The organism is Tenacibaculum amylolyticum (genome assembly GCF_964511145.1).
GTDB classification, from domain to species: Bacteria; Bacteroidota; Bacteroidia; order Flavobacteriales; family Flavobacteriaceae; genus Polaribacter; species Polaribacter amylolyticum.
On record NZ_CAZEFZ010000026.1, the window covers coordinates 326,637 to 339,488 of the forward strand.

12 protein-coding genes are annotated in these 12,852 nt (G+C 30.7%); 4 read left to right on the top strand and 8 right to left on the bottom strand.

Features of this window, described 5'->3' with window-relative positions; translation table 11 throughout:
- Positions 1-94 precede the first annotated feature (94 nt).
- The 4 genes from ACKTTC_RS09790 to ACKTTC_RS09805 all read right to left on the bottom strand — a co-directional run bounded on the left by ACKTTC_RS09790 (position 95) and on the right by ACKTTC_RS09805 (position 4,766).
- On the bottom strand, positions 95-1,414 hold the full coding sequence (locus tag ACKTTC_RS09790) for a DUF4856 domain-containing protein (protein ID WP_408039635.1): 1,320 nt from the start codon (positions 1,412-1,414) through the stop codon (positions 95-97).
- Between the two features lie 83 nt (positions 1,415-1,497).
- Positions 1,498-2,982: a bifunctional metallophosphatase/5'-nucleotidase gene (locus tag ACKTTC_RS09795; RefSeq protein ID WP_408039636.1), complete on the bottom strand. Its 1,485-nt coding sequence runs from the start codon at positions 2,980-2,982 to the stop codon at positions 1,498-1,500.
- A gap of 96 nt (positions 2,983-3,078) precedes the next feature.
- Positions 3,079-3,894, bottom strand: a complete 816-nt coding sequence (locus ACKTTC_RS09800; protein WP_408039637.1) for a hypothetical protein — start codon at positions 3,892-3,894, stop codon at positions 3,079-3,081.
- A gap of 14 nt (positions 3,895-3,908) precedes the next feature.
- Entirely contained in the window at positions 3,909-4,766 is an 858-nt protein-coding gene (locus ACKTTC_RS09805; RefSeq protein ID WP_408039638.1) for a hydroxymethylglutaryl-CoA lyase, read from the bottom strand.
- A gap of 142 nt (positions 4,767-4,908) precedes the next feature.
- Here ACKTTC_RS09805 and ACKTTC_RS09810 point away from each other — a divergent pair, with 142 nt between their 5' ends.
- From ACKTTC_RS09810 to ACKTTC_RS09820, 3 genes are read left to right on the top strand one after another with little or no spacing between them, the layout of a single operon-like run.
- Positions 4,909-5,475 (top strand): RNA polymerase sigma factor, encoded by a 567-nt coding sequence (locus ACKTTC_RS09810; RefSeq protein ID WP_408039639.1) that lies wholly within the window; start codon positions 4,909-4,911, stop codon positions 5,473-5,475.
- Positions 5,465-5,995, top strand: a complete 531-nt coding sequence (locus ACKTTC_RS09815; RefSeq protein ID WP_408039640.1) for a hypothetical protein — start codon at positions 5,465-5,467, stop codon at positions 5,993-5,995. The genes ACKTTC_RS09810 and ACKTTC_RS09815 overlap by 11 nt, the downstream gene beginning before the upstream one ends.
- Positions 5,982-7,061, top strand: a complete 1,080-nt coding sequence (locus ACKTTC_RS09820) for a hypothetical protein (protein WP_408039641.1) — start codon at positions 5,982-5,984, stop codon at positions 7,059-7,061. The genes ACKTTC_RS09815 and ACKTTC_RS09820 overlap by 14 nt, the downstream gene beginning before the upstream one ends.
- Positions 7,062-7,070: 9 nt before the next feature.
- On the opposite strand, the gene ACKTTC_RS09825 is transcribed toward ACKTTC_RS09820, so the two are convergent.
- Complete coding sequence (locus ACKTTC_RS09825) at positions 7,071-7,646, bottom strand: lysoplasmalogenase family protein (RefSeq protein WP_408039642.1); 576 nt, start codon at positions 7,644-7,646, stop codon at positions 7,071-7,073.
- Positions 7,647-7,788: 142 nt separating this feature from the next.
- Between ACKTTC_RS09825 and ACKTTC_RS09830 the strand changes: the two genes are divergently transcribed.
- Positions 7,789-8,514 (top strand): head GIN domain-containing protein, encoded by a 726-nt coding sequence (locus ACKTTC_RS09830; RefSeq protein ID WP_408039643.1) that lies wholly within the window; start codon positions 7,789-7,791, stop codon positions 8,512-8,514.
- On the opposite strand, the gene ACKTTC_RS09835 is transcribed toward ACKTTC_RS09830, so the two are convergent.
- The 3 genes from ACKTTC_RS09835 to ACKTTC_RS09845 are packed head-to-tail and all read right to left on the bottom strand — an operon-like array spanning position 8,511 to position 12,820.
- Entirely contained in the window at positions 8,511-9,116 is a 606-nt protein-coding gene (locus ACKTTC_RS09835; RefSeq protein WP_408039644.1) for an alpha-ketoglutarate-dependent dioxygenase AlkB family protein, read from the bottom strand. The genes ACKTTC_RS09830 and ACKTTC_RS09835 overlap by 4 nt on opposite strands.
- A complete protein-coding gene (locus ACKTTC_RS09840) occupies positions 9,116-10,315 on the bottom strand; it encodes a hypothetical protein (RefSeq protein ID WP_408039645.1) in 1,200 nt (399 codons plus the stop codon). Before ACKTTC_RS09840 ends, ACKTTC_RS09835 begins: the two co-directional genes overlap by 1 nt.
- A 60-nt stretch (positions 10,316-10,375) precedes the next feature.
- A complete protein-coding gene (locus ACKTTC_RS09845; RefSeq protein ID WP_408039646.1) occupies positions 10,376-12,820 on the bottom strand; it encodes a M1 family aminopeptidase in 2,445 nt (814 codons plus the stop codon).
- Positions 12,821-12,852 lie beyond the last annotated feature (32 nt).

Here is a 12,852-nt window from a genome sequence, read left to right on the forward strand (position 1 = left end):
AGTTTGATATATAAAACCAAACAAAGGGATACTCAACAGAGTCCCCTTTATTTTTATATTATATGTATTCCTTTTAATCTATACATTAATGGTATTAAGGATTTACGTCTTCTACAGTCCAAGCTGAACCTCCAACACTTTGTCCTGCGATAGTATCCGCCATATCTCTTAATTGTGCAGATGTAATACTCCACATTCCATTATCAGCATTTAATATATCTAAGAATCCTTTTACTTCTGTATCTGTAAAATATCTAGTTGTACCATCTGCTCCAACTATGTAACGTAAACTATTTACAAATCCATATCCTTCACATAAATCATGGAAAGCATCTTCTCTTTTTCCTGTACCACCAGCAACAGCATCTAAAATTTCTGCACCAGCAGTTAAATAATGTACAGCTCTAACAGCGATAACTAATCCTAATTTTTCACGTAAAATACGGATTTGAGCATCTCTTGCTGTATAATCTTTGTTTACAATTGCAATTCTACCTGTAACATATGCTGTAAAAATTTCGCTTTCAACACCTGTAAACTTTGGTAAAGCATCAACATTATCGATGTACTTGTAGATTAAGTTTTGTCCTGAAGTATTACCGAAAATATATCCGAAAGACTCATCCCAGTGGTGCTCCATAGTTGTATAATCTTTACCTTCTGCAACAGTACCTGCATCGTTTAATGCACGGTAATTTTTAGTTCCGTTTACATCATCTCCGTTTTCATTATCTAAACGGTTTAAGTAATGATTTACAGCTTGATCGTAAGCTAAAGCTCCAGCTAATGATTTTGTAAATAATTGATCTAATTCACGTCCTTTTGCATCTACATATCTATAACTAGTAGATCCTGTTTCCATAAATCTTCCTGCAGTTCCTGCAGTAGCTGCAGTAGTCCAGTTAGTTAATACAGTTTGATGTCCTGTAATAAAATCGTCGATGGCATCAACATTTGTTTTACCTTGACCGGTTGTATTTTTGTCTGAGCCAAATAAACCGATAGAAGATGATGTTTTAGGTCTTACAACTTTAGTCGTTCCATTTAAAGCTGCATCGCTAAAACCAGCACTTTGAAGTTCTCCTCCAACTTCTTGTCCTTCAAACATTAATTGAATGTCTGCTACACTAGTTTCAGATTTTAAACTTCCACCAATTACTTTAGCTTGTTTTAAACGCGTAGTTTGACCGCTATAGCTAACTGTAGAGTTTCCTTCTCTAGTAAATAATGATGAGTAATTACTGATGTAATTATTGTTATAATCTCCGTCACTGTCTCTAGTAAAGTCGTTCCCTGTAATTACTTCACTAACACTTGGTGTATTTACTACTGGACCAGTTGGTGTATTATCATCATCTGAACAAGATGCTAAGATAACTCCAAGAGCAAATAAACTTAAAACACTTTTTTTCATTTTATTTAGATTAACTTCAAATAATTTCCGCAAATGTATTAATCGAAATAGAATCTGCAAAGTTAATTTAGATTTATTTTAAATTAACTTTGTGCTTTTAAAAAATTAATAACTGCTTTGCGTACATCTGAAGCTTCTTCCGTAGCCTTCTTTGGCACATACACATCCAGTATTCCTGGATTTGAAGGTTTTAAAAAAGGGATGTCAAAACCTTTTAACAAATAATCTGAAGTAGCAACTGTATAGGGTTTATTTTCATCTATTACTTTATTATCAATAAGCCACTCTCCTTCTTTATTTTTAGAAATATTATATCGTTGCAAGTAAGCTCCAGTACCGGCTGCAGCTTCTCCAAAAGTTAGTACTTCTTTTAATAAACTTCCTTTTAATTTAACTTTTAAAACAGCACCTCCATAAGGCAACACTCTAAAGATATCAATAGCAGAAATATCTCCAGTTAAAACATCATCTATACGAATAGAGCCTCCATTTACAAAAGCAGCATCTACTTTATTATTGTATGCGTTGCTCATTGCTTCGGCCACAATTTCTCCCATATTTGTTTGTATAGAACGAATTGGTGTATCTCTAGCGTCTAAAGGTTCTATTGTTTTATATATTATTTCATTAGGATTTGGTATAATCTCTTTGATTTTATTAGCTAATATCTCTTGCCACTTATTTACTACCTCTCCTACTTCTGTATCAGCAGGAATTTCTTCATCAACTGTTTTTAACTGCGATTTTACTTTTAATTCCTTCGTAAATGGATCGTATTCAAACCTATGGATATATACTGTTTTAGCATTTGCATCTGCTTTTGCTATTATTGTATTTCCTATATTTTCATATGAATTAGTATGTTCATGTCCTCCCATTATTAAAGGCAGCTTAGGTAGCATTTTTGCTATATCTCTATCTTCTTCTATAGATACATGCGTTAAACCTAAAATAATATCTGTTTTACCTTCTAATTCTTTATAACTACGTTTCGCCTCTTCATACAAATCTGTATAGGTAACATAATCTTTAGGATTAGACGGAATACAAACACTTATGAATCCAACTTCTACCTTTTCTGATCCATTCGAAAATTCTTGGATGTATGTTTCTCTTACAGGTATTTTTTCACCATTTATTACTTTATGAAACAAGGTATTCTTTCCATCGACATTATGAAAAACATTTGCTGAAAGCCACTCAAAATCACTTTCATTCAATCTTTTCTGTAAGTTTGGATAGCTCAAATCAAATTCATGGTTTCCAAAAGCTACTAAATCGAAATTCATAGCATTCATTACTTCTACCATTTGTTTACCACGTATACGCTCTCCATTTACTTTTATGGTACCTAATAAAGATGGATTTAAGAAATCTCCAGCCAATACCAACATTGTATTAGGATTTTCTTTTTGCAATTGTTTATAAATCGATGCAACTCTAGCCATTCCACCAAATTTTCCTCCTTGGATTGGTGCAATTTCATATACATCATTTAATTGTAAAATGGTAAAGTAAATTTTATTTGGAGCCTTTTTAAATCCATATTCTTTTGCCTCCTGTTCCATAAGACCTTGGAACGATTGACAAGCATTTAAAAAAAGGGCAACAAAAAATAATAGTGATAGTTTTCTTAAGAAGGTCATAGCAAAGTGGCTAAATTCTTATTGATACTTGCGGATATTTTTTCTGATAACTTTTCTGTAGTATACCAATTCTTCAAATTGATAGAAGAAATTAATTTTTCTTTCCGCTACTGTTTGTGGATCATCTACTTTATCTCCCAATACAAAAGCAGTCCAGCTTTCTGCTATATCTTCTTCTGGACTCTCTGCAGCATAATCAGTTAAGAAATCAGTATAATTATCTTTATATAATCCGTATAATTTTTCTAGGCAAATTTTTTGTTCTGTGTAACAGAAGTTTTTCTGAATATTATCCCATTCTTTTAATAATGCTCCATCCCAAAATTCATCTACAAACTTATTGATGTAGCTATCTTGAATAGCAGTACCTTCAAGAGTAACATAAGGTTCTCCAGATTCTTGCTCCGTTTTTTTAACAGGCTTAATTTGAGTATGGTTTAAGGTAAGTAAGTGTCCGAATTCGTGCACTAATGTATAAATCGACTGGTAAATTCTAGTTTCGTCTTTACTAGTAAAATCAACATCTATAGGATCTAGAACAAGTTGCCATTCGTTATTTTTATCATTTAACGCTCCTAATGCACCTGTTTTTTCATCCTCACCGTCAGTCATTAAGACTAATTTTTTAATATAACGTTGTGTAATTCTTTTTGGGAACATGTTGTAGAAAATGTTCCAATTGTAGCGTGCAATATTAGTTTCATCATCATTATTTCCGATAAAAATTCCATTTTGTATATCCCAAGAGCCTAGAGTAACTCCTCCTTTATCCGGTGGGGATTGAGGCATTATCGTAACACTTAAAAGGAATAGTATTAAAAATTTTATCTTCATGTATTCACCTAATATTAAAAAACTTCTAGAGCTTTATTATATGCACTTTCAAAACTCATTGGTTTTATATTTGTTTCTACTTTGTTCGCAGTAAAATAAGACAACATCTTTTCGGTTGGCATATTTCCTGTTAACTCATCTTTTGCCATTGGGCATCCTCCATACCCTTTTATAGCACCGTCGAATCTTCTACACCCAGCTTTATACGCGCTATCAATCTTTTCAAACCATTTTGTTGGTGTTGTATGTAAATGAGCTCCGAATTCTATTTCTGGGTATTTAGGGATCAGTTTAGAAAACAAATAATCTATAACCTCTGGTGTTGAACTACCTACGGTGTCAGACAAAGATACAATTTTTACTCCGTAATTTGCAAGTTTTTCTGTCCAATTTGCAACAATGTCTACACTCCATGGATCTCCATAAGGATTACCAAATCCCATAGATAGGTATGCAACTACTTCTTTTTTATTTCTATGTGCAATATTCAAAATATCTTTCAAAATGTCAACTGATGCTGCAATTGTTTTGTGTGTATTTCTCATTTGGAAATTTTCTGAAATAGAAAATGGATATCCTAAATAATCTATTTCCTCAAAAGCACAAGCATCATTCGCTCCTCTTACATTAGCTACAATAGCTAATAGTTTACTTTGGGTAGTTGATAAATCTAAAGCCTTTAAAACTTTATCTGTATCTCTCATTTGCGGAATCGCTTTTGGCGATACAAAACTCCCAAAATCTATAGTATCGAAACCTACTTTTAATAATGCGTTAATATATTTTGCCTTTAGCTCTGTTGGAATAAAGTGACTTTTAATTCCCTGCATTGCATCTCTAGGGCATTCTATTATCTTTACTTGGTCAACCATTATGCCAAATATAGCAGATATTTTTATTATTTTTAAATTATATGAAGCTCACTTTGCTAATTTTTTCATCTTTTTTTAAAGAAAAAAAATAAAAGTGTAACATCTTATTTTCTCATATGTCTTTAGTATAGAAAAGTTTTTTTTGGACACACAGAACTTAAATACCAATCAACTAATTGAACGCTGTAAAAAGAATGATACAGCTGCGCAAATACAGCTATATAAACAGTATTACAGAGCCATGTACAATTCAGCTTTTAGAATTTTAAAAGACGAATTTGAAGCTGAAGATTTAATGCAAGAAGCTTTTTTAACGGCTTTTACAAAATTACACACTTTTAAAGGCGAAGTAGCTTTTGGCGCATGGTTGAAACGAATTGTAATTAATAAGAGTTTAACCCAACTTAAAAAGAATAATAGATATAACGAGGTTAAAATGGATGTTATTCCTAACGAAGATACAGAACCTGTTTCTATTAATTACGAATTATTAAATGTCAAAAGTATTTTAAGTTCTATTAATAGTTTAAAGGATAATTACAGAATTATTTTGAATTTGAATTTGATTGAAGGATATGACAATGAAGAAATCGCATCAATTTTAAATTATAGCAATGAAAATGTAAGAACTACTATATCTAGAGCCAAAAAAAAATTACAACAAATATTACTCAAGGAAAACCCTAAAATGAGCATGTATGGAAGATAAAATGAAGGAATTTTTTGAAACAAATGATTTTGATATTCATATCCCACATTCGGGGCATGAAGATCGATTCTTAAGAAAATTAAACAAGAGCAAAACAACAAAACGTATATCTTGGAAATGGTTATCTGTTGCGGCTTCTGTAGTATTAATGATTGGTTTTTATTTAGGTAGTAGTCATCAAAAAAATCAGGTAGAAATGACTGATGTTTCTCCTGAAATGAGTGAAACACAGCTGTTTTTTGTAAACACTATTAATCAAGAGTTAAGAGAAATAGAAAAGTATCGAAATGTGAATACTGAAAGTATTATTGAGGATGCTTTAGATCAAATAGAAGAACTAGAAGAGCAGTACAGTAACTTTAAAAAAGATTTAAACTTTATAGGTAATGAACGTCAAGTTATTCAAGGAATGATTGGAAATTACCAACAAAGATTATACATATTAGAAACTTTACTAGACCAATTAGAAACATTACGTAACCCCTCAAATCAAAATATAATATTCGATGAAACTATTTAAGAAAATAACGGTTCTATTACTCCTTGCACCTTTTATTTTAGCTGCTAATACTGTTAAAAAACACGAAAAATCTAAAACAATTAGTAGAAGCTTCAAAGTAAATTCAAATGCTACTGTTTATATAAAAAATAAATATGGAAATGTAAACGTAACCACTTGGGATAAAAATCAGGTAGAGATAGATGTAAAGATCACTGTAAAAGGTAAAGATGTTGATAAAGTAGCACAAAAATTAAACGCTATTAAAATTGAATTTGAATCTACTAGTAGTTTAGTTGAAGCCAGAACAATTATAGAAAGTGTACGCTCTGGATGGAGTTGGTGGGGTAGTAAAAACAACTTAAATTATCAGATTAATTACTTTGTTAAAATGCCCGTTACTAATAATGCAGATTTAAATAATAAATACGGTAATATTGAACTAGATATTTTAGAAGGTAAAGCAAATATTAACTGTGATTATGGTTCTATCGAAGTAGAGAAATTATTAAATGCTTCTAATGCCATTTCATTAGATTACTGTGGAAATTCTGAAATACGCTATATGAAATCAGGAACTATTAGTGCAGATTATTCTAAAATTACGGTAGATAAAGCAGAAAACTTAAAAGTTAATGCAGACTATACAGCAGTTAAGTTAGGAGAAATGGGAGATCTAAATTTTAATTGTGATTATGGCAGTATTGCTGTAAATGATGTTGTGAATGCGATCGGAAATTCAGATTATGCAGGTATGCGTTTTGGAACAATTCGTAAAAACTTAAAAGTTGGAACAGATTACGGAGGGCTCCGAATTAAAAATCTAGCAAAAGGGTTTGAAAGTGTATCTATTGATAGTAATTATGCTGGAGTTAAAATAGGTACATCATCTGATAATAGTTTTAGCTTTACTGTTAATTTGAGCTATGCAAGTTTTAACTATCCTAGCGATTATATAGAAATGTTTAAGTCTATTAAAAAGACAACTAGCAAATATTATGAAGGAAATTTTGGCAAAGGAAATTCAGATTCAAAAATATCGATACGTTCAGATTATGGTGGAGTTTCTTTAAAGTTAAATGACTAAAAATTAAGCTTACTCTTTCTTATCTGTCACCATAGATTTATATATTAAATAGCGTGCTATATAATACATGTAGTGATAAATAATAATGTAAGTAGTATGTGAATCAATATAGTAAGAAATAGCCATTAATACATCTGCAAACGGCATTAATGAAGTTCCTAAAAAGAAATATTTCGCTCTTTTATTATTCTTTTTAAGAAAATTTAAAAAGGTGAATAGTATTAGAAAAACAGAAATAACGCCCATTATAAAAGCAGAAATTCTAATATCTTTCATGTATTCATAAATCATTAAATACAGTATTAAAAACGCTAATAAAATAGGAATTGAATACAAAAATATTTTTTTGGGCGCATATGGAAATATTGATTTTCTAATAATAACGAGGTATAAAAATCTATTTACAATTAGAAAATACAATGCAGGATAATAGAATGTTTCAAAAATGAATAGTGAATCTGAAATAATGGAAAAGAGTAAAATAATTACATACCAATGATTCACTTTCGTAGTGGTTTCGAGATATAAGAATGATAATGAAAATAAGGCTATAATTTTTACAGCAAATTCTAGGTTAATATTCATTACCCACAATGGATAAGCTATAAAAACCGAAGACACTATATATAAGACTTTAAGAAGTACTGATATATTTTTATTTACACTCTCGGACGCCAACTATTACTTAATAATTAAATATACTTTAAAATTAAAATAAAAATAAAAAATGAGAAAACTATTATTAACTTTATTTATTTGCAGTAGTGTTACTGCTTTTTCACAAAGCTGGTGGAATTCGAAAAAAGTTCGTGGTAATGGAGATGTTACCACAGAGAAAAGGACGGTAGGATCTTTTGACGAAGTAAGTCTGGGAGGCTTTTTTGATGTTATATTAGTAAATGGAAATGAAGGAAAGATTACTCTTGAGGGAGAGGAAAACATTTTACCTTATATAATTACTGAAGTAAAAGGAGGTACACTTAGAATTAAAACTAAGAAAAATACAAATCTAAAAACAACTAGAAAGTTGACTGTTACTGTTCCTTTTGAACAAATTGAAGGAGTTTCTTTAGGCGGATCTGGAAATATCATTGCCAAAAAAACGATAAAAGGAAATAATGTTTCTTTCTCAATTGGAGGCTCTGGTAATATTAAAGCTGCTGTAGAAGCTCAAACTGTAAAAAGTTCTATTGGAGGTTCTGGTAGTATAAGATTAGAAGGAGATGCTGACAATTTAAAGTGTTCAATTGCTGGATCGGGAAACATTAAAGCATACGAATTAACTACCAATTCTCTAAAAGTTAGCGTAGCTGGATCTGGAGATGTACAAGCTACTGTAAAAGATAGAATTAAAGCTAGTATTGCAGGATCTGGTAGCGTGTATTACAAAGGAGATCCTCAACACATAGACACAAAGTCTGTAGGATCTGGAGATGTTGTTAAAAGAGATTAGAAATCAATTGTTCTAAACGTTAAATTGATTCTTGGACGGTGTACTTTTTTAGTTGGCGGCAATCTATGTAACCAATTTTTCTGAGTTTCACCTTTCATAACTAATAACGAACCATGAGGTAGTATTAATGATACTACTTCTTTGGTTCGTTTATTTTTAAAGGCAAATTTACGTTCTGCTCCAAAAGTTACTGAAGCAATTGCTCCGTTTTCTTTTAAATCTTTTTCTCCATCACTATGCCAAGCCATTCCTTCAGATCCATCGTGATATAAGTTTAATAGACAAGAATTATAGGTCTCATTCGTTTTTTCTTCTATAAAAGATTTAATTGAAAGTAATTCTTTTGTAAATGGTAAAGCAACCTTAGTAATATTAGAGTATGAATATTCGAAGCTTTGTATTGCGTACCAAGCAATTTTTCGCTTCGTAACAATATGTTTACCAAAGATAATTGCTTCATCATTTTTCCACTGAATGTCTTGTAACAAATAATCATACAATGCATCCGCTTCATTTCTAGCATACACACATCCGTAGTAATTTACAACACCTCCTTCAGGCAATAAATTCTCTAATTCACCAGGTTGAGAAAATAAATCCATTATCCTCTAAACTTATTTCTTCTAATAATGTTTTTTAGCTTTCGTTTTAAATCTGTACCCGTATCGTATACCATTTGTTCATTTGTTGGAAAACGTACAGATTCTAATCGAATTAAATCCAAGAATGTATCATCTAATGCACGCTTATCTCCATCATAATCTGCATAACTATGTTCAAAAACAAATTCGCTATCTATTGGAAACTGCTCTACTACTTGATGAGTTACATTGTCTATATATTTAACCACTCCTACTACTCTACTGCTTTTAAACTGAGTAAATCTATACAGCTTACAACGTACAGGAATAAACTTATCAACTTTTATTTTGTTACCTAAACTATCTTTTACAAAATTCCCCTGATCATCAGTTAAGTATTTATAACCGTCCTTAATTTTACGTTCTTTAATAATTTCTTTTTCTCTTATTTGCTCTGGAGAAACGGAAATTCTTCTAAAATTCAATTCTAAATCAAAATCATAAGAAATTCCTCTCGCTTTTTGCGCATGATAAACTGTCCAGAAATCATTTAACCCATAAGTATCTAAGGCTAATAAGTCTTGTTCTAATCTTCTTGGAATAATTTGATTTGTTTCATTATGTACTGCAACAAACACATAATCGGTACCTCTAGCATGTGCTTCTTCCATATAACGATCTATATCTTTATAGTTTGGATATAAATTAGATAACTGTCGAAATTTATCGTAAGCAATTCTGTAATTCATCTTACCATACTGTCCATCATTAAAAACAGCTACAGCATTTTCATACAAATAAGCAGCGTATTTTTCTTTAGCTGCAATAATTTGATCATCGTAATTACGAAAATCAAAAGTTATATTTCTACCTGTTGCTAAATTTCGCAATGGCAATAATGGTTTTATACGTTCTTGTCTATATTTTAAACCTGTGTATAAATCGTATATAGTTCGTAAACCATTTGCTTGGTTCTCTTTCTCTAAAAACGCTATTCTAGATAAGTCTCTTTCTGTAGCTTTCTGAAATGCTTCCTGAAGCATTATTACATATGGCTGATTCTTTTCTTTTGTTTTATCTTTTTTTAAGTTCTTAATTGCTATAGAGATTGCTTTCTCATAATCTCCTGAATTAATAGCTTTTTGCGTTGATTTAATGCTACTACACGAAGAAAAAATGAGTGTAGAGATTATTAAAAAAAATAGTATTGTTTTTCTCATAAGTTTTAGTTTAGCCAAATATGTCAAATACAATACCAAAATTACTAATTGTTTAGTAATTTATTCTAATAATCTTGCCATAGCATCTTTAATTATAGCGATATTCTTTATCTCGTTAGACTTATTAGCTTGCTTTTGAGTTTGTACCATTTTTCGCATTAAATCTACTCCTACATTATCGAAACCATATTGTTTGTATTGCTTTCCTTTAGCTACAATATCGTTCACTAAATTTTGTATTGCTTCAGAATTATTACTACTTGCTATTTTATCATAAGCTTTCTTATACAAGCCTTGTATTTGTTTATCTGGACTTAAAAACATTCCTGATATTACATTTCCTGCAATGAATGTTAATTCACCTTCATCATTTTCTTCCAAATAAATACGTGTTAATGGTGTCGCAATGATTTTTTTAACTTCCAAAGGCAATCCTTTAGATTTTTTAATTGCCATTGCTTTATCTATGTAATACATGGCTACCAAAGCTTTCCCCATTACACTATATGAAGGACTTTTCAATGCTTTTTCAAAAATTGGTTTTAATTCTGGCTCTGTAAGTTTCCCTAGAGTTTCTATAGCAGCTGCTTGTACTAAAGTTTTAGGATCATTATTTGCTAATCTTTTTATTTTATCAATAATTCTCCTTTTAGAATGTTTATTGATTAGATTAATGTTTTCTAAAGCTAGCTTTCTGATTTTATAATACGGATCGTCTAACGCTCCAGCTATAGCATTAAAAGCTTTGCTATCATCTTGATGTTTTGCTACCTCTAACAATGCTTCTCTTTTGTGTGCATAGTTCTTCGCATGTTTTAATTGGAAAATATAATCGCTTAAAACTTTATTCTCATTAATATCTGCTAATAGTACACCATCTGCATTGATTAAAACTAAATCTGGTTGTTTTGTATATGGTAAAATGAATGATGACTCTCTATTCTTAACAAAAACTGTATGACGTGTTGCCTTGTTTCCTTCGAAAATATCTATTGCCAATGGAAATTCGAACTTTTGAGATTGTGATTGATAGATATTTACTGTTACCGTTTTTCTTAATTCATTATAATCGTAAGAAATATCTAATTTTGGATGTCCTTTCCCAAAATACCATTGATTAAAGAAGATATTTAAATCTTTACCTGTTACCTCTTCTAAAGCTAAACGGAATTGATGTGCTTCTGCACTACTGTATTTATTATCGGTTAAATATCTATTTAAACCTTCAAAGAAAGCTTTATCTCCAATATAATTACGTAACATATGTAAAATAGCGCCTCCTTTATTATAACTTACTGCATCAAACATATCTTCTTTATCATCATAATGAAAACGTACTAAATGCTTATCAAAGTTTTGTCCGTTTTTATATCCTTGGATATCTTCAAACAAATGTGCATCTGCATCTTCTTTTCCATATTTATGTTCTCTCCATAAATATTCACTGTAGTTTGCAAAACTTTCATTTACCGTTAAGTTACTCCAACTTTCTGCAGTAACTAAATCTCCAAACCAATGATGAAATGCTTCATGTGCAATTGTATTTTCTTGTACATTTTCATCTATTAATTGTCCTGGTGTTTGATATGCTTTTTCACCATGAATTACAGCTGTAGTATTCTCCATAGCTCCACTTACATAATCTCTACCAACGATTTGTGCGTATTTATTCCATGGATATTCTACACCTGTTATTTTAGAAAAGAAAGCTAGCATTTCTGGAGTATTACCAAAAATCTCTTTTGCATAGGGTGCGTATTCTTTCTCTACGTAATAATCTACTGGAATATTTTTATATGTATCTTTAATAACTTCATACTCTCCTATTCCCATAAAAAATAAATATGGAGCATGTTTTTGTGTAAATTTCCAATAATCAGTTCGTGTCCCATCTGCATTCTTTTTTTGTTCTTCTAACTTTCCGTTAGAAAGTGTAACAAATTTCTGAGGCACTGTGATATAAATTTCTTGTGATGTTTTTTGATTTGGAGCATCTATTGTAGGAAACCAAGCACTACTTGCTTCTGTTTCTCCTTGTGTCCATATTTGTGTTGGTTTATTTTTATCTAAACCAGTAGGATTGATAAAATACAGCCCTTTTGCTGCAGTAATCGCTTTACTTCCCTTTTGTTTTACTTTTTCTGGTTGTGCTGTGTATTTTATATAAATAGTAAATTCTTCATCTCTATCATATGTACGCGGTAAATCAATAATTAACTTATAACCGTCATAATTATAATCTAATGTTTTATCATTCATAGTAACTTTATGAATAATCATTGCTTTAGCGTCTAACACAAATTTTTGGGATGGATAAAAATGAGCTTTAGCCGTAACCCACTCTTCTCCATTCATCGTTTGCTCTTTAAAATTGAAATCGACTTTCAACTTCGTATGCACTAAATCGTGTATCTTTTCTCTTTCTCCTCTATACTTTGATGCATCTTGAGCAAATCCAGTTGTAGCAATTAACAATACTACAATCAATCCAAATAATTTCTTCATAAATCGACACTAATTTTGCCAAAAATAAGAAT